Genomic DNA, 22,144 nt, shown 5'->3' with positions numbered 1-22,144 from the left:
TCTCCTATCGATTGTCTTCGAGGATCATCGCCGCCGCCTTTTCGGCGATCATGATCGTCGGCGAATTGGTGTTGCCCGAGGTGATCGACGGCATCACCGAAGCGTCGGCGATCCTGAGCTTGCCGAGCGCCCTGAGTTTCAGCCGCGGATCGACGACGCTGTCCCGGTCGGCGCCCATGCGGCAGGTACCCACCGGATGGAAAATCGTCGTGCCGATTTCGCCCGCCGCCCGCTCCAGATCGGCCTCGGTCCGATAGTCGGGCCCCGGCTTGAATTCCTCCGGCCGGAACCTCGCGAAGGAAGGCTGCGCGACGATCCTGCGCGTCAACCGTATCGAACGGACAGCTATGTCACGATCGCGCTGTGTCGAGAGATATTTCGGGCTGATCGTCGGCTGCGCGGCGAAATCCGGGCTCGACAGATGCACCGAGCCGCGGCTTTCCGGCCTCAGATTGCAGACGCTCGCGGTGATCGCCGGGAAAGGATGGACGGGATCGCCGAACTTCTCCAGCGAGACCGGCTGCACGTGATATTGCAGGTCGGGCGTTTCCCGGTCCGGGCCGGAGCGGGTGAAGATGCCGAGTTGGCTCGGCGCCATCGCCATCGGTCCGGAGCGGCGAACGAGATATTCGAGCCCGATCGCCGCCTTGCCGATCAGCTTGGTCGCCTTCTCGTTCAGCGTCGGGACACCCGTCACCTTATAGGCGAGCCGCAGCTGCAGATGATCCTGCAGGTTTTCGCCCACACCCTTCACCTCGGTGACGACATCGACACCCGCCTGGCGGAGAACCTCGCCCTTGCCGATGCCGGAGAGTTCCAGAATATGCGGCGAGCCGATCGAACCGGCGGAAAGGATGGTTTCCTTGCCGGCATAGGCGCGTTTCGCCACGCCGCCATGCTGGAACTCGACGCCGGCAACCGCCCCCTCCTCGACCAGCAGCCGGCGGACCTGCGCCTTGGTCAGGACGGTCAGGTTGGAGCGCTTCATCGCCGGCCGCAGGAAGGCCTTCGAGGTGTTCCAGCGAATGCCGGAACGCTGGTTGACGTCGAAATAGCCGGAGCCTTCGTTGCTGCCGCGGTTGAAATCCGCCGTCTCCGGAATGCCCGCTTCTCTCGCCGCCTGCTGGAAGGCATCGAGCACGGCCCAGCGCACCCGCGCCTTCTCGATGCGCCATTCGCCGCCGGCGCCATGCATCTCGTCTTCGCCGCGATAAAAATCCTCGGACCTGCGGAAGAAGGGCAGAACATCGTCCCAGCCCCAGCCGCTGCAGCCCATCTGCCGCCAGAGATCGTAATCGCGCGCCTGGCCGCGCATATAGATCATGCCGTTGATCGAGGAGGAGCCGCCGAGCACCTTGCCGCGCGGATAGCTGAGCGCCCGGCCGTTCAGTCCGGCTTCCGGCGCCGTGGTGAAACACCAGTCGGTGCGCGGATTGTTGATGCAATAGAGATAACCGACAGGGATATGGATCCAGTGGTAATTGTCGCTGCCGCCGGCCTCCAGCAGCAGCACCCGGCTCCTGCCATCGGCCGACAGCCGGTTGGCAAGCACGCAGCCGGCGCTGCCCGCCCCGATGATGATATAGTCGTATCGATCCATCTGCCCCACACGAAACTTCAGATGCTTGCTGCTTCCCTCTCCCCGCCGGACGGAAAGAGGTTCGCCCGTTCAGCGGCGATAGACGAAGCCCAGTTTCCGCCCCAGCCGCGAAGCGTAGAATTCGCCGATGATGCCGCGGCGGAAGATCAGCACGCAGACCATGAAGACGATGCCGGTGATGATCGTCACCGGGAATTCCGACGTCGCGAGGTAGTTTTCCAGCGCCACCACCAGCCCGGCGCCGAAGAGCGGGCCGATCAGCGTGCCGATGCCGCCGAGCAGCGTCATCAGGATCACCTCGCCCGACATCTGCCAGGCGACGTCAGTGAGCGTCGCGAACTGGAAGACGATCGATTTTACCGCGCCCGCGAGCCCGGCAAGGGCTGCCGACATGACGAAGGCGCCGAGCTTGTAGCGCGCCACGGAATAACCGAGCGAGATCGCCCGGTTTTCGTTCTCGCGGATCGATTTCAGGATCATGCCGAAGGGCGAATTGATGAAGCGCCAGATAATCAGCACCCCGATGATGAACACAGCAAGCACGAAATAATACATGTTGGTCGAACTGTTCAGATCGATGAAGCCGAAGAGATGGCCGCGGGGCACCGACTGGATGCCGTCCTCGCCTTCGGTAAACTTCGCCTGCAGGCAGAAAAAGAAGAACATCTGCGACAGCGCCAGCGTGATCATCGCGAAATAGATGCCTTGGCGGCGGATGGCGAAGAAACCCATCACCAGGCCGAGGAACGCCGCACCCGCCACGCCGATCAGGATGCCGAGCTCCGGCGGCAGGCCCCATTCCTTCACGGTATAGGCGGTGAAATAGGCCGCGCCCCCGAAGAAGGTGGCATGGCCGAAGGAGAGCAGGCCGGTGTAGCCGAGCAGCAGGTTGAAGGCGCAGGCGAAAAGCGCGAAGCAGAGCAGCTTCATCAGGAAGATCGGATAGAAGAAGAACGGCGCAAGCAGCAGGAGCAGCAGGCCGGCAAGCAGGAAACCGGCCTGGACCGAAAGGGCGGTCCGGCTTTTTTCCGTGCGGATGGTGTCGGTGATGTCAGCCATGTCAAGCATCCCGGCCGAAGAGGCCCGCGGGCCTGATGAGAAGCACGATCGCCATGATGACGAAGATCACGATGTTGGAAGCCTCGGGATAGAAGACCTTGGTCAGACCCTCGGCGATGCCGAGCACGTAACCGGTGATGATCGCGCCCATGATCGATCCCATGCCGCCGACGACGACCACGGCGAAGACGACGATGATCATGTTCGAGCCCATCAGCGGCGAGACCTGGTAGATCGGCGCCGCCAGCACGCCGGCAAAGGCGGCAAGACCGGCGCCGAGCGCGTAAGTCAGCGTCAAGAGCACCGGCACGTTGACGCCGAAGACCTGCACCAGCACGGCATTTTCGGTGGCGGCCCTGAGATAGGCGCCGAGCTTGGTCTTCTCAATCAGCAGCCATGTGCCGAGGCAGACGACCAGCGACACGACGACCACCCAGCCGCGATAGATCGGCAGGAACATGAAGCCGAGGTTCGCTCCGCCCGCAAGAGCCGCTGGCGTCGCATAGGGCTGGCCGGACGAGCCGTAGAGATAACGGAAGGTCCCTTCGACCGCGAGCGCCAGGCCGAAGGTGAAGAGCAGGCCGTAAAGCGGATCGAGATCGTAGAGCCGGCGCAGGAACAGTCGCTCGATGATCGCCCCGGCAAACCCGACGATGACGGGCGCCAGGATCAGCGACGGCCAGTAGCCGATGCCGGCATAGGTGAGCAGCAGATAGGCGGCGAAGGCGCCGAGCATATATTGCGCACCGTGAGCGAAGTTGATCACTCGGAGCAAGCCGAAAATGATGGCGAGGCCGAGGCTGAGCAGCGCATAGAACGAACCGTTGATCAGGCCGATCAACAGCTGGCCGAGCAGCGCCTGCAGGGGAATGCCAAAGATCATCGTCATCTGGTCATACTCCCAGAACCTTGTGCAGCGTATCCATGCGCTGCGGCAGTTCGCCGACCGGGAATTCCGACACCATCTGCCCATGATCCATCAGATAGAAGCGATCGGCAATACGGCTGGCGAAGCGGAAGTTCTGCTCGACGAGCAGGATCGTCATGCCGCGTCCCTTTAGCGTCTGCAGCACCTCGCCGATGCGCTGGACGATAACAGGGGCAAGCCCCTCCGTCGGTTCGTCGAGAATGAGCAGCCGGACGCCGGTGCGCAGGATCCGGGCGATCGCCAGCATCTGCTGCTCGCCGCCTGAGAGTTTGGTGCCCGGGCTGCCGCGGCGCTCGTAGAGATTGGGGAAGAGTTCGTAGATCTCATCGAGCGTCATGCCGCCCTTCGCCACGACAGGTGGCAGCAGCAGGTTTTCCGACACGGTCAGCGTCGAGAAGATGCCGCGCTCCTCCGGCACGAAGCCGATGCCGCGATGCGCCGTCTTGTGCAGCGGCACCTGCATCATGTCGCTGCCGGCAAAGCTGATCCTGCCCTTGCGGGCCCGCACGATGCCAGTGATGGTGCGCAATGTCGTCGTCTTGCCGACGCCGTTGCGGCCGAGAATGGTGATCGTCTCGCCTTCGCCCACGCGCATGTCGACGCCGTGCAGAATATGGCTTTCGCCGTACCAGGCGTTCAGTCCCTGGACTTCGAGGAGAGCGGCCATCAATGCTCCTCCGTGCCCATATAGGCGACGCGCACGCGCTCGTCCTGGCTGACGGTGGCGTAGTCGCCCTCGGCGAGGATCTCGCCGCGCTGCAGCACGGTGACATGCTGGCAGATATTGGCGACGACGGAGAGATTGTGCTCGACCATCAGCACCGCCCGGTCACGGGCGACATCGCGGATGATCGCCGAGACGACGCCGACATCCTCAAGCCCCATGCCGGCCATCGGCTCGTCGAGCAGCAGCACTTTCGGATCCAGCGCCAGCGTCGTGGCGATCTCCAGCACCCGCTTGCGGCCATAGGAAAGATCGGCGGCGATATGATCGCGCTCCTTGGAAAGCCCGACGCTGGCGAGCAGTTGCTCGGCGCGCTCGTTCAGCCGGTCGAGCGCCGAGAGCGGCCGCCAGAACTGGGTGGAAAGATTGTTCGGCCGCTGCAGCGCCACGCGCACATTGTCGAGAACGCTCAAATGCGGGAAGACCGCCGAGATCTGGAAGGAGCGCACCAGCCCCATGCGCGCCACCCTGTCGGGCGGCGTTCCGGTGATGTCGGTGCCCATCAGGGTGATCGTGCCTGCCGTCGGCTGCAGGAACTTGGTCAGCAGGTTGAAGACGGTCGTCTTGCCGGCGCCGTTTGGGCCGATCAGCGCATGCACGCTGGCGTCATGCACGTCGAGATCGACGTTCTTGACGGCGGTGAAGCCGCCGAAATCGCGGCGCAGGCCGCGGGCGGATAAAACCACCCGCGGCTTCGCCTGAGTTTCAATCGCGGAAACCGCCATCGCGCTCACTTCACCAGATCGCAACCGCTCTTGGCGGGATCGATATAGGCTTCCTTGCCGGGAATGGTGGCGAGAACGTTGAAGTAATCCCACGGCTCCTTGCTGTCGGCCGGTTTCTTGACCTGCAGCAGATACATGTCGTGGATCATGCGGCCATTGGCGCCGACCGTGCCGCCGCGGCCGAAGACGTCATCAACAGGCATTTCATGCAGCTGTTTGGCGACGGCTTCCGTCTCGTCGGTGCCGGCCTTCTGCACCGCCTTCAGATATTGCGTCACCGCCGAATAGGTGCCGGTATGGATCATGTTCGGCATCTTGCCGGTGCGGGCGAAGAATTTCTTGGCGAAGGCGCGGCTTTCGTCATCGCGGTTCCAGTAATAGCCTTCGGTCAGCGTCAGCCCCTGCGCCGCCTCGAGACCGAGGCCATGCACTTCGGCGAGCGTGAAGAGCAGCGCCGCCAGATGCTGGCCGCCCTGGGTGATGCCGAATTCGGCCGCCTGCTTGATGGCGTTCGAGGTATCGAGGCCGGCATTGGCGAGACCGATCACCTTGGCGCCTGATGATTGCGCCTGCAGCAGGAAGGACGAGAAGTCCTGGGTCGACAGCGGATGGCGGACCGCGCCGACAACCGTGCCGCCGCTCGCCTTGACATAGTCGCTGGTCTGCTGCTCCAGCGAATAGCCGAAGGCATAGTCGGCGGTCAGGAAGAACCAGCTGTCGCCGCCCTGCTTGACGAGGGCGCCGCCGGTGCCGACGGCGAGCGCATGGGTGTCGTAAGCCCAGTGGAAGCCGTAGGGCGAACAGGCCTTGCCGGTGAGATCGGTCGTCGCAGCGCCGGTGACGATATCGATCTTCTTCTTTTCCTTGGCGATCGCCTGCACGGCGAGCGCCACCGAAGAGGTCGTCAGTTCCATGATCGCATCCACCTGCTCGGTGTCATACCACTGGCGGGCGATGTTGGAAGCGATATCCGGCTTGTTCTGGTGGTCGGCATCGACGATCTCGATCGGCACATCAAGCACCTTGCCGCCGAAATCCTCGACCGCCATCTTGGCAGCCTCGACGGAGGACTTGCCGCCGAAATCGGCATAGACGCCCGACTGGTCGTTCAGGATGCCGATCTTGACCTTGCCGTCGGTCGCACTCTGCGCGAGCACCGCCGTGCTGCTTGCCAGCAGAAATGCAACTGATGCAATGAGATTCTTACGCATATTCTCTCCTCCCAGAGATGAGCCAGATTGCAGTTCTGTTCAGATTTGGCCAGCCGCACTCCTCAGAACGACGGACCCTCTCCTTACGATCACGGAAATTCCGCGTTGAAGCAACGGGTGGTTTACAACTAATTCCAAACAGTATCTGTTCATTTTTGAACAGATGGGGATCGCCATGAATAATCCGCCGCAGTTTACTTGGGACGATCTTCAATTTTTTCTAGCCGTCGCCCGCACCGGACAGCTGTCGACGGCAGCCCGGCAGCTGCGCTCCAGCCATGCCACCGTTTCGCGGCGCATCGACCGGCTGGAATTCACCCTCAAGGTCAAGCTTTTCGAGCGCAATCCGCGCGGCTATGTGCTGACCGCCATGGGCACGCGCTTCGTCGAGACAGCCGAGCGGATGGAGCAGGAGACCGAGCGGCTGCGCGCCGACCTCGCCGACGGCTCGATGGCGCAGCGCGGCCTGGTGCGCCTGAGCGCGCCGGAGGGTTTTGCCAATTTCTTCTTCGCGACCGTGCTGCACCGGTTTGCCGCCCAGCATCCGCATCTGTCGCTCGAGCTGGTGACGATCCAGCAGATCATGTCACTGTCGCGCAAGGAGGCCGATCTTTCCGTCGTGCTCGACGAACCGAAGGGGGGGCCCTATTTCGCCGAGAAGCTGACCGACTATCATCTGCAGATCTACGGCTCGCGCGACTATCTGGCAAAGGCGCCCGCGATCACCCGCCGCGAGGACCTGCTTGAGCATCCCTTCGTCAGCTATATCGAAGAGATGATTTTCGCGCCGGGCCTGGATTATCTCAGCGATGTGCATCCGCGCATCAAGCCGCAGTTCCAGAGTTCCAGCATCTTCGCGCAGCTGACCGCCACCCGAAACGGCCTCGGCCTCTGCATCCTGCCCTATTTTTTCGCCAGCCGTTATCCCGAGCTGGTGCGGGTGCTGCCCGCGGAGATCGACCTCAAGCGCCAATACTGGATCACCTGCCACCGCGACCTGAAACAGGCGCCGCGCGTGCGCGCCGTCATCGACTTCCTGCGCGAGGCCGTGCGCGGCGAGGACGCCCGCTTCGTGCCGCCCTATGTCACGCCAGCCGGCCCGGCGCGCCGATCGGAAGCGGAAATCTGACTATTGGAGAAATTCGGCCCGGTGTGGGGTGAAGGTATCGATCAGCCGTCCCTTTTCCAGCGCCTTGACACCGTGGACCAGATTGGGCGGCACGATGAAGCTGCCGCCCTGGCGCAGCACCTCGGTCCGCCCGTCGATCGTCACTTCGAAGCTGCCCTCGGCGACATAACTTGCCTGAATGTGCGGATGCGAATGGGCCGCACCGACCGCACCGCTTTCGAAAGCCACTTCCGCCATCATCATCTCGGGCAGATAGGTCATGATGCGCCTGGTAACGCCGGGCTCGGGATTGACCCATTCGGCGCCTTCGGCCGATACGAACAGATCGCTTGACGACATTTCCGTCTCCTCATTCCAGAATCGATCGCCGGCAAAGTGGAGCATGGCAGCGCTTTTGAAAAGGTGGCGCGCCCGGTCTTTTCGAGAGGGCCGCCTTCTGTTGACGCGGTCGGCTGGCGGGTCTATGCGACCTTGAGCGAGGCAAGCCTGAAGTCTAGGGTGAGGAGACGCCGACATGCAGCATACGCGCGAGGTTTTCGACTGGGCCGACCCGTTCCGCCTGGTGGAGCAGCTGACCGACGAAGAGCGCATGGTGCAGGATACGGCCCATGCCTATGCGCAGGAGAAGCTTGCGCCCCGCGTTCTCGACGCCTTCCGCAATGAAAAGACCGATCCCGAAATCTTCCGCGAAATGGGCGAACTCGGCCTGCTCGGCCCGACGATCTCGCCTGATTACGGCGGCGCCGGCCTCGGTTACACCGCCTATGGCCTGATCGCCCGTGAGGTCGAGCGGGTCGACAGCGGTTATCGTTCGATGATGAGCGTGCAGTCGTCGCTGGTCATGGTGCCGATCGACACATTCGGGTCTGAGGCGCAGAAGCTGAAATACCTGCCGAAACTTGCAACCGGCGAGTGGATCGGCTGCTTCGGCCTCACCGAACCCGATCACGGCTCCGATCCCGGCTCGATGGCGACACGCGCCAGGAAGGTCGACGGCGGCTACAGCCTGACCGGCTCGAAGACCTGGATCTCGAACGCGCCGATCGCCGATGTCTTCGTCGTCTGGGCCAAGACCGAGGATGGGCTCATCCGCGGCTTCATCCTCGAAAAGGGCTGGAAAGGGCTTTCGGCCCCCGCCATCCACGGCAAGGTGGGATTGCGCGCGTCGATCACCGGCGAAGTGGTGATGGACGGGGTCTTCGTGCCCGAGGAAAACCTGCTGCCCAGCGTCACCGGCCTCAAAGGTCCGTTCACCTGCCTCAACTCCGCCCGCTTCGGCATCGCCTGGGGCGCGCTGGGGGCTGCCGAGGATTGTTATGCCAGAGCCCGGCAATACACGCTGGAGCGCAAGCAGTTCGGCCGGCCGCTCGCCGCCAACCAGCTGATCCAGAAGAAGCTCGCCGACATGGCGGCGGAGATCTCGCTCGGCCTGCAAGGCTGCCTGCGGCTCGGCCGCATGAAGGAGGACGGCCATCCGCCCGTGGAGCTGACCTCGATCCTCAAGCGCAACAGCTGCGGCAAGGCGCTGGAGATCGCGAGGGCGTCCCGCGACATGCTCGGCGGCAACGGCATCTCCGACGAATTCGGCATCGCCCGCCACCTCGTCAACCTCGAAGTGGTCAACACCTATGAGGGCACGCACGACATCCATGCGCTGATCATCGGCCGGGCGATCACCGGCATCGCCGCCTTTGCCAACTAAACCGTCGGTTCGGCAGAGCGAATTGCCACGCGCCTGACAATGTGCAACCTTCCCGATGCGGCACAAAGCCGGCAATGAGGGGATCGCGCATGTTTCTGCTTCTTGCATTGCTGATCGGTGTCATCTCCGGCCTTCGCACCATGACGGCGCCGGCCGCCGTCGCCTGGGGCGCGGCGCTTGCCTGGTTCGATGTCTCGCAGACGCCGCTTGCCTTCATGGGTTACCGCTGGACGCCGTGGATCTTCACGATCCTCGCGGTCACCGAGCTGGTCACCGACCAGCTGCCGTCGACGCCGTCGCGCAAGGTGCCGATGCAGTTTGCCGCCCGTATCGTCTCGGGGGCGCTGTCGGGTGCTGCGATCGGAGCCGCCAGCGGCCTGCTCTTCGGCGGGCTGATCGCCGGCGTGATCGGCGCCGTGATCGGCACCTATGGCGGGGCGGCCGTCCGCAGCCGGCTTGCCGGCTCCTTCGGCAGGGACCTGCCGGCCGCTCTCATCGAGGATGCCGTCGCCGTCATCGGCGCGGTGCTGATCGTGGGGGCCGTCGCATGAAAAGCTTCGACGCCATCGTCATCGGCGCCGGCCAGGCCGGCCCGTCGCTTGCCGCCCGCATGGTCGACAAGGGCATGAAAGTGGCGCTGATCGAGCGCAAGTTCCTCGGCGGCACCTGCGTCAATGCCGGCTGCATGCCGACGAAGACGCTGGTCGCCAGCGCTCGCGCTGCCCATGTCGCCAGAAGCGGTGCCGCCTACGGCGTCAAAATCGCCGGCGAGATCGCCATCGACATGAAGGTGGTCAGAGCCCGGGCCGAAACGGTGACGATGAATGCCCGCAACGGCCTGATCGGCTGGCTGACCGGCATGGCCGGCATGAGCGTGATCTACGGCCATGCCCGTTTCGAAGGCCCGAACACCATCAGCGTCAACGGCGAGACGCTGACAGCGCCGCGCATCTTCCTCAATGTCGGGGCGCGGCCGGTCATCCCCGCGCTGCCCGGTATCGATGATATCGATTACCTCACCAGCACCTCGATCATTCATCTCGACAGGCTGCCGCGGCATCTGGCGGTGATCGGCGGCAGCTATATCGGCCTGGAATTCGCGCAGATGTATCGCCGCTTCGGCGCCGAAGTCAGCGTCATCGAACACGGGCCGAAGCTCGCATCGCGCGAGGACGAGGATATATCCGATGCGATCGCCGAGATCCTGCGTTCGGAAGGCATCGGCGTCCATACCGACGCCGATAACATCGCCTTCGCCAGACACGGCAACGGCGTGAGCGTTACCGCCGGCTCGGCGACGATCGATGCGAGCCATGTGCTGATTGCCACCGGCCGCAAGCCGAATACCGACGATCTCGGCCTCGATGCCGCCGGCGTTACCACCGACAAACGCGGCTTCATCATGGTCGACGACAGGCTCGCCACCAATGTCGAGGGCATCTGGGCGCTCGGCGACTGCAACGGCCACGGCGCCTTCACCCACACCTCCTACAATGATTTCGAGATCGCCGCCGCCAACCTGCTCGACGGCGACGACCGCAAAGTTTCGAGCCGCATCCCGGCCTATGCGCTCTATATCGACCCGCCCCTCGGCCGCGTCGGCATGACGGAGAAGCAGGCGCGGGAATCGGGACGCAGGATCATGGTCTCGACCCGGCCGATGAGCCGCGTTGGCCGCGCCAACGAGCGCGGCGAGACCAAGGGCTTCATGAAGGTGATTGCCGACGCCGAGACCAAACAGATCCTCGGCGCGGCGATATTGGGCATCGAGGGCGACGAGGTGATCCATGGGCTTATCGATGCGATGAATGCGGGCACGACCTATCCGGCCTTGCAATGGTCGGTGCCGATCCATCCGACAGTGTCGGAGCTGATCCCGACGCTGCTCGGCGATCTGAAGCCGGTTCAGCTTTGAGCTGACGCTTCGGGAACAGTTGGGGGCGGGCCGCGATGTCTATCGAACTGCTGATCGAAAATTACGGCCTGCTGGCGATCTTTCTGGGCGCCGCCTTCGAAGGCGAAACGGCCGCCTTCCTCGGCGGCGTGATTTCCCACCGCGGGCTGCTGCCCTATTGGTCGGCGTCGCTCGCGGCCACGGCCGGATCTTTCGCCGGCGATCAATTGTGGTTCCTCGCCGGTCGTTACGCCTCCCGCTGGAGCCTCGTCCGGCGGCTGATGGAAAAGCCGGCGCTCGCCCGCGTTACCGAACTTCTGGAAAAATATCCGACAGGCTTCATCCTTGCCTTTCGTTTCCTTGTCGGGTTGCGGACGATCAGCCCTGTTGTCATCGGAACGACGCGGATACCGACCGGAAAATTCGTCGTCTTGAACGCCGCAGCCGCGCTGGTGTGGGGACAGCTTTTCACCGCGCTCGGCTATTTGTTCGGGCACGGCATCGAGCAGATATTGGGCCACCTTTCCCTTCACCGGCATCTGCTGGTGGCCATCGGCGCCGCGGCTGTCGTCGCGGCCGCGGCCCTTGCCTTTCGCAAGATGAGACCGAGCGCCGGGCATTCATAGAAGTGGCGCGGCGCCCTACTCCATCACGATCTGCAGCTTGACGTCGCTCGGCCGCGCCTCGACGGCGCGGTCGAAGGCCTTGATCGAATCCGCGAATGTGAAGGTCTCCGATATCAGCGGCTTCAGATCGACGCGGCCAGATGCCAAGAGCGCGATCGAGCGCTCATATTGATGTGCGTAGCGGAACACCGTCTCGATGCGGATTTCCTTGGTCGAAGCCGTGGAGACGTCGAAACCAATCGGGTTGACCGGCAGGCCGACGGCGACGATGACGCCGCCCGGGCGCGGCAGCGCCATGATCGTCTCCCAGGCCTTCGGCGAACCGGAGCATTCGAAGACGACATCGGCACCCCAGCCGTCCGTCAGCCGGCCGACCTCTTCGCTCAAGTTCTTTTCGCGGATATTGACCGGGATGACGCCCTGATATTGCGCGGCGATATCGAGCTTCGGCTGGGCGAGATCGGCGACGATCGCCCGGGCGCAGCCGCCGGCAAGGGCGGCGATCGCCACCATCGTGCCGATCGGCCCGGCGCCGAGGACGACGGCGGTATCACCAGGCGCAATCTTCGCTTTACCAGCCGCCTGCATGCCGACGGCGAAGGGCTCGACCATGGCGCCTTCGGCAAAACTGACATTGTCGGGCAGCTTGAAAGTATAATTGGCGGGATGCACGACCTCAGGCGTCAGCACGCCGTGGATCGGCGGCGTCGCCCAGAAGGTCACCGCGGGATCGATATTATACATGCCGAGCCGGCTTGCCTTAGAATTCGGATCGGGAATGCCGGGCTCCATGCAGACGCGATCGCCGACTTTCAAATGCGTCACACCTGTCCCGACTTCGACCACCGTGCCCGCCGCCTCATGGCCGAGCACCATCGGCGCGTTGACGATGAAGGGACCGATCTTTCCATGCGTGTAATAATGGACATCGGAACCGCAGACACCGACCGTGTGGATCCTGATTTTCACCTCGCCGGGGCCGGTTTCGAGCGGCAGATCGATATCGCGAAGCGCAAGCTCATGCTGGCGCTCCAGCACCAGCGCACGGACTTTGGTCATGATCGGTTTCCTCCCTATTGCCCCGCGGTTCATCGCGTGCCGTTGAAGCGACTATAAGACTGTAAGGGGCGGCAATTCAATCGTTGAGATCAAGCTTTTGCTCAACATGCGATGAATTGCCCATTTTTGTAATCCGAAAGATTTGCGTTCCAAGACCTCTGTATGATTCCAGCCGAGGCCGCCGGGGAGTACATTCTCCATTCGAGATCCCGGCCATGAGGACAGGCAGAGAGCGATGAAGAACCATCATGATAATGCCGGCGGAAATCGGTCCTACGGCCCGACGAAATCAAGCTCATTACGGCAATTCTGGCGCAGGCTTGTGGATCTGATCGCCGCGCTGCCGAAAGGTCCCCGGCCGCGGCCGGCGCGCGTTATCGCAAAAACTAGGGATCGAAATCCTCCGCCACAGCGTTAATAATAATGCGTCGGCATGACGTCACGGAAGCATGATGGCTCCGGGCACATGCGGGTCGGCACGATAGGGAAGACCATCATGAAGTCGATCGCGTCATTCTGTCTGTTCGTCTCCCTTCTCTTCATCGCAAGTGAGGCGTCTGCGGCCCTGGAACAAGCCTCTCTTCCGACGCAGGAGCAGGAAGAAAGGCTGGCGCCGGCCAACCTCGAGCTCACCTTCACCGGCCCTGTCGATCTTACCCGCTCGACGGCCGTGCTGCTGGATGCCCAGGGTATGGCGGTTCCCACGGGCAAGCCGTTTCTCTCCGGCCCTGAAGGATCGATCTTCAAGGTTCCGCTCGATCCTGCCATGGCGCCCGGCTTCTACACCATCGACTGGCGCGTCCTCTCGATGGACGGTCGCAGCGCCGAAGGCCAATACCGGTTCCGGATCGATCCTTAGAGCATGTCGCGCAAAAGTGTGCAGCGGTTTTGCCAGGCAAAGCGCGAAGCGCTTTTGCCGCAACGACATGCGTAAAAACAAAGGGTTCGCTGCAAAAGCATTTATAAGATTTTTATATTGACGGCTCCTTGCCCGTCTCGAACCTTTATGCCCTTCGGCTCCATATTCATGGCCGAGAGATCGAACGATCATCTCCACGCCAGAAAGCATGAAAGGCGCCCTCCCGGGTCGCGCCCTTTGTCTTGTCTGACTCCAACAAGAACAACAGGAGTCACGATCATGATGGATATCATTCTGCTGGGCACCGCGATCCTATTTTTCGCGCTGTGCTTTGCCTACACCAAAGCCTGCGACAGGCTTTGACGGAGAAACGACGATGACCCTCGACTACGTCTTGAGCGGTGCCGTGACCGTGTTTCTCACCGTCTACCTCACCTACGCTCTGCTTCGCCCGGAACGCTTCTGAAGAGAACCGGCGCTTGCGAGGTCGCGCATGCGCGACTGAGAAGCAGCCGGGTATTGAAAGTTTACCTCCATGACCCTCAACGGATGGCTTCAGATCCTGCTTTATTGCGGGATCGTCCTCGTGCTCGTCAAACCGCTCGGCGGTTACATGACGCGTGTCTTCAGCGGCGAGCGCACATTCCTCTCACCCGTCCTCGTTCCGATCGAACGCGGACTTTACCGCATGGCCGGCACCGGCGAGCGCGAGGAGCAGCATTGGACCTCTTATGCTTTCGCCATGCTACTCTTCAACCTTCTTGGCGTCGTCGTGCTTTATGCGCTGCAGCGCCTGCAGGGCATCCTTCCCTATAATCCAGCCGGCATGGCGGCCGTCCCGCCGGAGCTTTCGTTCAACACCGCCGTCAGTTTCGTCAGCAATACCAACTGGCAGAACTACGGCGGCGAAAGCACCATGTCCTATCTCACCCAGATGGCCGGCTTCACCGTCCAGAACTTCGTCTCCGCCGCGACCGGCATGGCCATCGCACTCGCCTTCATCCGCGCCTTCGCGCGCACCTCGGGCAAGGCCATCGGCAATTTCTGGGTCGATATGACGAGGGCGACCTTCTATGTGCTGCTGCCGATCTCGATCGTGCTGACGCTGATCTATGTCTATCTCGGCGTGCCGCAGACGCTCGGCCCTTATGTCAACGCAACGACGCTCGAAGGCGCGCAGCAGACGATCGCCGTCGGCCCCGTCGCCTCGCAGCTTGCGATCAAGATGCTCGGCACCAATGGCGGTGGCTTCTTCAACGCCAATTCGGCCCATCCGTTCGAAAACCCCGATGCGATCTCCAACCTCATCCAGATGATCTCGATCTTCGCGATCGGCGCAGCGCTGACCAACGTCTTCGGCCGCATGGTCGGCAACCAGCGCCAGGGCTGGGCGATCCTCGCCACGATGGGTGTGCTGTTCCTCGCCGGCGTCAGCGTCACCTATTGGGCGGAAGCGGCCGGCAATCCGCTGATGCATGCCTTCGGTCTTGGCGGCAGTAATATGGAGGGCAAGGAAGTCCGCTTCGGCGTCGCCCTTTCCTCGCTTTTTGCCGTTATCACCACCGCCGCCTCCTGCGGCGCGGTCAACGCCATGCACGGCAGCTTCACCGCGCTCGGCGGCCTCATTCCGCTGATCAACATGCAACTCGGCGAAGTCATCGTCGGCGGGGTCGGCGCCGGCTTTTACGGCATCCTGCTGTTCATCATCGTCGCCGTCTTCGTCGCCGGCCTGATGGTCGGCCGCACGCCGGAATATCTCGGCAAGAAGATCGAGGCGAAGGAAATGAAGATGGCTGTCCTCGCCATCCTCTGCCTGCCGCTCGCCATGCTGGTTTTCACCGCGATCGCCACGGTGCTGCCGTCGGCCGTCGCCTCGGTCGGCACCGCCGGCCCGCACGGTTTCTCCGAAATCCTCTACGCCTATACCTCGGCTGCGGCCAATAACGGCTCGGCGTTCGGCGGCCTGACGGGCAATACGCCCTGGTACAATGTGACGCTTGGCATCGGCATGCTCGCCGGCCGCTTCCTGGTCATCATCCCGGCGCTGGCCATCGCCGGCTCGCTGATCGCCAAGAAGACGATCCCGGCCTCGGCAGGCACGTTCCCGACGGACGGCCCGCTCTTCGTCGGCCTGCTCGTCGGCACGATCCTGATCGTCGGCGGCCTGACCTTTTTCCCGGCGCTGGCCCTCGGCCCCGTCGTCGAACACCTGGTCATGATCGCCGGGCAAACCTTCTGAGGCGATGCCATGACCCTGCGTCACAGGTTTCCGCCATCCTCGTTTCATAGCTGGAGTCTCTTATGAGCCAGGCAAAATCCGCGAGCATCATGGATTCTCGCATCCTCATTCCCGCCGTGGGCGCCGCTTTCAAGAAGCTCGACCCGCGCGCACTCGCCAGAAATCCGGTCATGTTCGTCGTCGCCACGGTCTCGGTGCTGACCACTGTGCTCTTCCTGCGCGATCTCATCGCCGGCAACGGCAATCTCGGCTTCTCCTTCCAGATCAATCTCTGGCTCTGGTTCACCGTGCTGTTTGCCAATTTGGCCGAGGCCGTCGCCGAAGGCCGCGGCAAGGCGCAGGCAGATTCGCTGCGTAAGGCGCGCACCGAAACCCAGGCCAAGCTCTTGACCGGCAACAACGGCACCGATTACCGCATGGTGGCGGGCACCAGCCTGAAGGTCGGCGACATCGTGCTCGTCGAAGCCGGCGACATCATCCCGTCGGACGGTGAAGTCGTCGAAGGGGTCGCCTCGGTCAACGAGGCGGCGATAACAGGCGAATCCGCCCCGGTCATCCGCGAATCCGGCGGCGACCGCTCAGCAGTCACCGGCGGCACCCAGGTGCTGTCTGACTGGATCCGCGTGCGCATCACCGCAGCGGCCGGCTCGACCTTCATCGACCGGATGATCGCGCTGGTCGAAGGTGCGGAGCGCCAGAAGACGCCGAACGAGATCGCGCTCAACATATTGCTGGCCGGCATGACGCTGATCTTCGTGCTCGCCACCGCGACGATCCCGAGCTTTGCCATCTATGCCGGCGGCTCGATCCCGATCATCGTGCTCGTCGCCCTCTTCGTCACCCTGATCCCGACGACGATCGGCGCGCTGCTGTCGGCGATCGGCATTGCCGGCATGGACCGTCTCGTCCGCTTCAACGTGCTCGCCATGTCCGGCCGCGCCGTCGAGGCCGCCGGCGACGTCGACACGCTGCTGCTCGACAAGACAGGCACGATCACCCTCGGCAACCGCCAGGCGACGAGTTTCCGGCCGGTGCGCGGCGTTTCCGAACAGGATCTCGCCGATGCCGCCCAACTCGCCTCGCTGGCCGACGAAACGCCTGAGGGACGCTCCATCGTCGTGCTCGCCAAGGAGAAATATGCGATCCGCGGCCGCGACATGGCGAGCCTCAAGGCGACCTTCGTGCCCTTCACCGCCCAGAGCCGCATGAGCGGCGTCGATCTCGAAGGCGCCTCGATCCGCAAGGGCGCGGTCGACGCCGTGCTGACCTATGTCAATGGCGACGCGCCTTCGAAGAACGGCAGCGAGGTCGTGCGCGAACTGCAGTCGATCGCCGACGAGGTCGCCAAATCGGGCGGCACGCCGCTCGCCGTCGCCCGCGACGGCCGGCTGCTCGGCATCATCCAGCTGAAGGACATCGTCAAAGGCGGCATCCGCGAGCGCTTCACGGAGCTGCGCCGCATGGGCATCCGCACCGTGATGATCACAGGCGACAACCCGCTGACGGCAGCGGCCATCGCCGCCGAGGCCGGCGTCGACGATTTCCTCGCCCAGGCAACGCCGGAGATGAAACTGGCGCTGATGCGCGAGGAACAGGCCAAGGGCAAGCTCGTCGCCATGTGCGGCGACGGCACCAACGATGCGCCTGCCCTTGCCCAGGCTGATGTCGGCGTCGCCATGAACACCGGCACGGTCGCCGCCCGCGAGGCCGGCAACATGGTCGATCTCGACTCGGATCCGACCAAGCTCATCGAGATCGTCGAGATAGGCAAGCAGCTGCTGATGACGCGCGGCGCGCTGACCACCTTTTCGATCGCCAACGACATCGCCAAATACTTCGCCATCATCCCGGCGATGTTCCTGACCTTCTACCCGCAGCTCGGCGTGCTCAACGTCATGGGGCTTTCGACGCCGCAAAGCGCCATCCTCTCGGCGATCATCTTCAACGCACTGATCATCGTCGCGCTGATCCCGCTGTCGCTGAAGGGTGTGCGCTACCGCCCGATCGGCGCCGGCGCGCTTCTGTCGCGCAACCTGCTGATCTACGGCCTCGGCGGCATCATCGTCCCCTTCGTCGGCATCAAGGCGATCGATCTGGCCGTCGCAGCCCTCGGCCTCGCTTAAAGGAGTAGGAATAATGTTTAGAGAACTTCGCCCGGCCGTCGTCATGATCGTTGCCACCACCGCCATCACCGGGCTTCTTTATCCACTCGCCATGACCGGGGCGGCCCAGGCCCTCTTCCCCGCCCAAGCGAACGGCAGCCTCATCGAGAAGAACGGCCAGGTGATCGGCTCGGCGCTGATCGGCCAGGCATTTACGTCAGACAAATATTTCCACGGCCGTCCCTCGGCCGCCGGCGACGGCTACAATGCGGCCGCCTCCAGCGGCTCCAACCTCGGCCCGACCAGCCAGAAACTGATCGACCGCGTCAAGGGCGACTACGAGGTCGCCAAGGCGACGAACCCGAATACGCAAGTGCCCGCCGACCTCGTCACCGCGTCGGGCAGCGGCCTCGATCCCGATATTTCGCCCGAGGCCGCCTACTTCCAGGTGGCCCGTGTCGCCAAGGCGCGGAACCTGGATGAAGCCAAGGTCAAGGCGCTGGTCGACGGCGCCGTCCAGGCCCGCGAACTCGGCCTCCTCGGCGAACCCACCGTCAATGTTCTGGCGTTGAACCAGAGCCTTGATGCTTCTATGACTGAGTGAGTTTGGGCAAGCGAGGGGCAGTTTGATAAAGCATCCGACGCTGTCTGCCATATACGCCGGGGAGAGTTAGGCGCGAAAGCCAACCCCACTCTCCGTCATCCTCGGGCCTGACCCGAGGATCCATGCCGCGGCCGCTGGTGGGTGCCGTGTGGATGCTCGGCTCCGGAGTGCCTTGCACCAGTTGAACCAAACATGCCGACCCCTCGGCTTAACTGACGTGATGCAGAAAGACCACACGCATGCCAGACGACAATCGCGACCAGGCCGGCAGGCCATCGCCCGATGCGCTTCTCGAAAAAGCCCGGGCGGAAACGCGTGGCCGTCTGAAGATCTTTCTGGGGGCCGCCCCGGGTGTCGGCAAGACCTATGAGATGCTGATCTCCGGCCGCGCCAAGATCGCCGATGGCCTCGATGTCGTCATCGGCGTCGTCGAGACCCACGGCCGCAAGGAGACCGAGGCGCTCGTCGCCGGTTTCGAGATCATCCCCCGCGTCGAAATCGAGTATAAGGGTCGGTCGCTCGCGGAAATGGACCTCGACGGCATCCTCGCCCGCAGGCCCGATCTCGTGCTGGTCGACGAACTTGCCCATACCAATGCCGAGGGCAGCCGCCATCCGAAACGTTACCTCGACGTCAGGGAATTGCTCGATCGCGGCATCGACGTCTATACGACGCTGAACATCCAGCATGTCGAGAGCCTGAACGACGTGGTCTCTCAGATCACCCGCATCCGGGTGCGCGAGACGGTGCCGGATTCGATCATCGACCTTGCCGACGACGTCGAGATCATCGATCTGACGCCCGATGATCTCATCAAGCGCCTGCATGACGGCAAGGTCTACATGCCGCGCACCGCCGAGCGGGCGCTGACCAATTATTTCACCCCGGGCAATCTGACAGCGCTTCGTGAACTGGCGCTGCGCAAGACCGCCCAGCGCGTCGACGACCAGCTGCTGACCCATATGCAGGCCCATGCCATATCGGGCCCCTGGGCGGCAGGCGAGCGTGTGCTCGTCTCGGTCGACCATCATCCGCGCTCCGCCTCGCTGGTGCGCTACGCCGCCCGCATGGCCTCGCGCCTGCGCGCGCCCTGGGCGGCCGTCTATATCGAGACCAACCGCTCGATCAATCTGACCGAAGCCGAACGCGATACCGTCGCCGCCACGCTGCGGCTTGCCGAACAGCTCGGCGGCGAGGCGATCACCCTTCCCGGCCGCGAGGTGGCAGAAGAGCTTGTCCGCCACGCTAGCGCCAACAATGTCACCCATATCGTCATCGGCGCCCCGAAAAAGCCGACCTGGCGCGACTGGTGGAGCCGCTCGATCACCGACGAGCTGATCCGCAAGACCGGCGAGATCAGCGTCCATGTCATCTCCGGCACCGAGAAGGACGGCACCACGGCGCGCGGCATCAAGGCGGCCGCCACCGCGCCGCCACTGGATTTCCGGGCCTATCTGCTGGCGACCGTCTATGTCGCCATCGCGCTCGCCGTCGGCATCGTACTCGACCAGGTGCTCGACGTGCGCAACCTGGCGCTGGTCTTCCTGATGGCGGTGCTGACTTCCGCCGTCCTGCACGGGTTGCGGCCAGCGCTTTACAGCTGCATCCTCGGCGCACTGTCCTTCAACTTCTTCTTTCTGCCGCCGCGCTACACCCTGACGATCAGCGATCCGGAAAGCGTGCTCGCCCTGTTCTTCTTCCTCGGCGTCGCCATCATCGCCAGCAATCTGACCGCGACCGTGCAGCGCCAGGCCGCCGCCGCGAGGCAGCGGGCGCGCACCACCGAAGATCTCTATCTCTTCTCGAAAAAGCTCGCCGGCACTGGCACGCTCGACGACGTGCTGTGGGCGACCGCCTTCCAGCTCGCCTCAATGCTGAAGGTCCGGGTCGTGCTGCTGCTGCCCGAGGAAGGCAGCATCGCCGTCAAGGCGGGTTATCCCCCTGACGACACGCTCGACGACGCCGATATCGCCGCCGCCCGCTGGGCCTGGGAGCACAATCACGCCGCCGGCCGCGGCGCCGACACCCTGCCCGGCGCCAAGCGCCTCTACGTGCCGCTCAGAACCGGGCGCACCGCCGTCGGCGTCATCGGCCTCGACAGCGACCGCCGCGACGGACCGCTGCTGACGCCGGAACAGCAGCGGCTGCTCGACGCGCTGGCCGACCAGGCGGCCCTTGCCATCGAACGTGTCCAGCTCGTCGCCGATGTCGACCGGGCAAGGCTCGCGGCCGAAGCCGACCGGCTGCGCTCGGCCCTGCTGACCTCGATCTCGCACGACCTGAAAACGCCGCTTGCCGCCATCCTCGGCGCCGCCGGCACGCTACGCGATTATTTCACCTCGATGCCGGAGGAGGATCGCAGCGACCTGCTTTCCACCGTCGTCGACGAATCCGAGCGCCTCAACCGGTTCATCGCCAACCTTCTCGACATGACCAAGATCGAATCCGGCGCGATGGAGCCGAACGCTGCGCTGCATTATGCCGGCGATATCGTCGGCAGCGCGCTACGCCGCGCCACCAAGATCCTCGAGCACCACAAGACCGAGATGCGCATTCCCACCGACCTGCCGATGGTGCGCGTCGATCCTGTCCTGTTCGAGCAGGTGATCTTCAACTTGCTCGACAATGCTGCGAAATATGCGCCCGAGGGCTCGGTGATCCATATCGGCGGCTGGGCTGATGCCGACAACGTCGTCCTGCAGGTCTTGGACGAGGGCCCGGGCATCCCGCCGGCCGACCTCACCCGTGTCTTCGACACCTTCTACCGGGTGCGCAAGGGCGATCAGGTGCGCGCCGGCACGGGCCTCGGCCTTTCCATCTGCCGCGGCTTCATCGAGGCGATGGGCGGCACGATCACGGCCGGCAACCGGACGGGCGGCCCTGGCGCCGTCTTCACCATCCGCCTGCCGAAACCCACCGACATTCCGAAACTGGATGAACTCAAATGACCGGTTCAGCCGTCAAAATTCTCGTCGTCGACGACGAGCCGCCGATCCGCAAGCTGCTCCGCGTCGGCCTCACCGCGCAAGGCTATGAGGTGCAGGAGGCGGCAAACGCCGCGAGCGCCCGCCAGTCGATTGCCGACGGCATGCCCGACCTCATCGTGCTCGACCTCGGCCTTCCCGACACATCAGGCCATGACTTGCTTCAGGCGTGGCGCGATGAAGGACTTTCCATGCCCATCGTCATCCTCTCCAGCCGCACCGACGAGGCCGGCATCGTCACAGCGCTGGAAAGCGGCGCCGACGATTACGTCACCAAGCCCTTCGGCGTCAACGAACTCGGCGCCCGCATCCGTGTGGCGCTGCGCCACCGGCTGCAGCAGCAAGGGGAAAAGGCGATCTTTCAGACCGGCGGGCTGTCGATCGACCTCGTCAAGCGCATCGTCAAGGTCGACGGCCAGGACATAAAACTGTCGCCGAAGGAATACGACATCCTGCGGGTGCTCGCCCAGTACGCCGGCAAGGTGCTGACCCACCAGTTTCTTCTAAAGCAGGTATGGGGGCCGGCAGCCGATGTGCAGTATTTGCGCGTCTACATCAGGCAGCTGCGGCAAAAAGTCGAACGGATTCCCGACCAACCGCACTATATCACCACCGAGACCGGCGTCGGCTACCGGCTCAGGGAACCGGACTGACCGCCCTTCCCTCCCGCTGCCCGAACAGTATCGAGCCAGACCAGTA

20 protein-coding genes are annotated in these 22,144 nt (G+C 63.6%); 12 read left to right on the top strand and 8 right to left on the bottom strand.

Features of this window, described 5'->3' with window-relative positions:
* Positions 1–4: 4 nt before the first annotated feature.
* The 6 genes from BBJ66_RS27470 to BBJ66_RS27445 form a co-directional block, all read right to left on the bottom strand.
* Positions 5–1,600, bottom strand: coding sequence for a GMC family oxidoreductase (locus BBJ66_RS27470; RefSeq protein ID WP_049735737.1), 1,596 nt, complete (start codon positions 1,598–1,600; stop codon positions 5–7).
* A 69-nt stretch (positions 1,601–1,669) separates the two neighbouring features.
* Positions 1,670–2,659, bottom strand: coding sequence for a branched-chain amino acid ABC transporter permease (locus BBJ66_RS27465; protein WP_049735736.1), 990 nt, complete (start codon positions 2,657–2,659; stop codon positions 1,670–1,672).
* Between the two features lies 1 nt (position 2,660).
* Entirely contained in the window at positions 2,661–3,548 is an 888-nt protein-coding gene (locus tag BBJ66_RS27460) for a branched-chain amino acid ABC transporter permease (protein ID WP_049735735.1), read from the bottom strand.
* A gap of 4 nt (positions 3,549–3,552) precedes the next feature.
* The gene (locus BBJ66_RS27455) at positions 3,553–4,254 is read right to left on the bottom strand and encodes an ABC transporter ATP-binding protein (RefSeq protein WP_049735734.1); all 702 of its coding nucleotides are present in this window, start codon (positions 4,252–4,254) and stop codon (positions 3,553–3,555) included.
* Entirely contained in the window at positions 4,254–5,036 is a 783-nt protein-coding gene (locus tag BBJ66_RS27450) for an ABC transporter ATP-binding protein (protein WP_049735733.1), read from the bottom strand. Before BBJ66_RS27450 ends, BBJ66_RS27455 begins: the two co-directional genes overlap by 1 nt.
* 5 nt (positions 5,037–5,041) lie before the next feature.
* Complete coding sequence (locus tag BBJ66_RS27445; RefSeq protein ID WP_049735732.1) at positions 5,042–6,247, bottom strand: ABC transporter substrate-binding protein; 1,206 nt, start codon at positions 6,245–6,247, stop codon at positions 5,042–5,044.
* Positions 6,248–6,422: 175 nt separating this feature from the next.
* Between BBJ66_RS27445 and BBJ66_RS27440 the strand changes: the two genes are divergently transcribed.
* Entirely contained in the window at positions 6,423–7,376 is a 954-nt protein-coding gene (locus BBJ66_RS27440) for a LysR family transcriptional regulator (RefSeq protein ID WP_049735844.1), read from the top strand.
* On the opposite strand, the gene BBJ66_RS27435 is transcribed toward BBJ66_RS27440, so the two are convergent.
* Positions 7,377–7,715, bottom strand: a complete 339-nt coding sequence (locus tag BBJ66_RS27435) for a cupin domain-containing protein (RefSeq protein WP_071091365.1) — start codon at positions 7,713–7,715, stop codon at positions 7,377–7,379.
* Positions 7,716–7,890: 175 nt separating this feature from the next.
* Here BBJ66_RS27435 and BBJ66_RS27430 point away from each other — a divergent pair, with 175 nt between their 5' ends.
* The 4 genes from BBJ66_RS27430 to BBJ66_RS27415 all read left to right on the top strand — a co-directional run bounded on the left by BBJ66_RS27430 (position 7,891) and on the right by BBJ66_RS27415 (position 11,598).
* The gene (locus BBJ66_RS27430; protein WP_071091362.1) at positions 7,891–9,078 is read left to right on the top strand and encodes an acyl-CoA dehydrogenase; all 1,188 of its coding nucleotides are present in this window, start codon (positions 7,891–7,893) and stop codon (positions 9,076–9,078) included.
* Between the two features lie 89 nt (positions 9,079–9,167).
* Positions 9,168–9,629: a DUF4126 domain-containing protein gene (locus BBJ66_RS27425; RefSeq protein WP_071091359.1), complete on the top strand. Its 462-nt coding sequence runs from the start codon at positions 9,168–9,170 to the stop codon at positions 9,627–9,629.
* A complete protein-coding gene (locus BBJ66_RS27420) occupies positions 9,626–10,993 on the top strand; it encodes an FAD-containing oxidoreductase (protein ID WP_071091356.1) in 1,368 nt (455 codons plus the stop codon). The genes BBJ66_RS27425 and BBJ66_RS27420 overlap by 4 nt, the downstream gene beginning before the upstream one ends.
* A gap of 35 nt (positions 10,994–11,028) precedes the next feature.
* Positions 11,029–11,598, top strand: a complete 570-nt coding sequence (locus BBJ66_RS27415; RefSeq protein ID WP_071091353.1) for a DedA family protein — start codon at positions 11,029–11,031, stop codon at positions 11,596–11,598.
* A 15-nt stretch (positions 11,599–11,613) separates the two neighbouring features.
* Here BBJ66_RS27415 and BBJ66_RS27410 read toward each other — a convergent pair whose 3' ends face one another.
* Positions 11,614–12,657 carry an NAD(P)-dependent alcohol dehydrogenase gene (locus tag BBJ66_RS27410; RefSeq protein ID WP_049735727.1) on the bottom strand — a complete coding sequence of 348 codons (1,044 nt, stop codon included), beginning with the start codon at positions 12,655–12,657 and terminating at the stop codon, positions 11,614–11,616.
* Between the two features lie 496 nt (positions 12,658–13,153).
* On the opposite strand from BBJ66_RS27410, the gene BBJ66_RS27405 reads away from it, so the two are divergent.
* The 7 genes from BBJ66_RS27405 to BBJ66_RS27375 all read left to right on the top strand — a co-directional run bounded on the left by BBJ66_RS27405 (position 13,154) and on the right by BBJ66_RS27375 (position 22,098).
* Positions 13,154–13,516 carry a copper resistance CopC family protein gene (locus BBJ66_RS27405; protein ID WP_071091893.1) on the top strand — a complete coding sequence of 121 codons (363 nt, stop codon included), beginning with the start codon at positions 13,154–13,156 and terminating at the stop codon, positions 13,514–13,516.
* A 376-nt stretch (positions 13,517–13,892) separates the two neighbouring features.
* Positions 13,893–13,982, top strand: a complete 90-nt coding sequence (locus tag BBJ66_RS27400) for a K(+)-transporting ATPase subunit F (protein ID WP_003547774.1) — start codon at positions 13,893–13,895, stop codon at positions 13,980–13,982.
* A gap of 69 nt (positions 13,983–14,051) precedes the next feature.
* On the top strand, positions 14,052–15,755 hold the full coding sequence (kdpA, locus tag BBJ66_RS27395) for a potassium-transporting ATPase subunit KdpA (protein ID WP_071091350.1): 1,704 nt from the start codon (positions 14,052–14,054) through the stop codon (positions 15,753–15,755).
* 62 nt (positions 15,756–15,817) lie between these two features.
* Positions 15,818–17,878 (top strand): potassium-transporting ATPase subunit KdpB, encoded by a 2,061-nt coding sequence (kdpB, locus tag BBJ66_RS27390; RefSeq protein WP_071091347.1) that lies wholly within the window; start codon positions 15,818–15,820, stop codon positions 17,876–17,878.
* A 13-nt stretch (positions 17,879–17,891) separates the two neighbouring features.
* On the top strand, positions 17,892–18,461 hold the full coding sequence (gene kdpC, locus BBJ66_RS27385) for a potassium-transporting ATPase subunit KdpC (RefSeq protein WP_071091344.1): 570 nt from the start codon (positions 17,892–17,894) through the stop codon (positions 18,459–18,461).
* A gap of 239 nt (positions 18,462–18,700) precedes the next feature.
* Positions 18,701–21,409: a sensor histidine kinase gene (locus BBJ66_RS27380; protein ID WP_071091341.1), complete on the top strand. Its 2,709-nt coding sequence runs from the start codon at positions 18,701–18,703 to the stop codon at positions 21,407–21,409.
* A complete protein-coding gene (locus BBJ66_RS27375; protein ID WP_071091338.1) occupies positions 21,406–22,098 on the top strand; it encodes a response regulator transcription factor in 693 nt (230 codons plus the stop codon). Before BBJ66_RS27380 ends, BBJ66_RS27375 begins: the two co-directional genes overlap by 4 nt.
* Positions 22,099–22,144 lie beyond the last annotated feature (46 nt).

The sequence above is a fragment of the Rhizobium sp. RSm-3 genome, assembly GCF_001854685.1.
In the GTDB taxonomy this organism is placed as follows: domain Bacteria; phylum Pseudomonadota; class Alphaproteobacteria; order Rhizobiales; family Rhizobiaceae; genus Rhizobium; species Rhizobium ecuadorense.
This window is presented reverse-complemented; position numbering and strand designations above follow the sequence as displayed.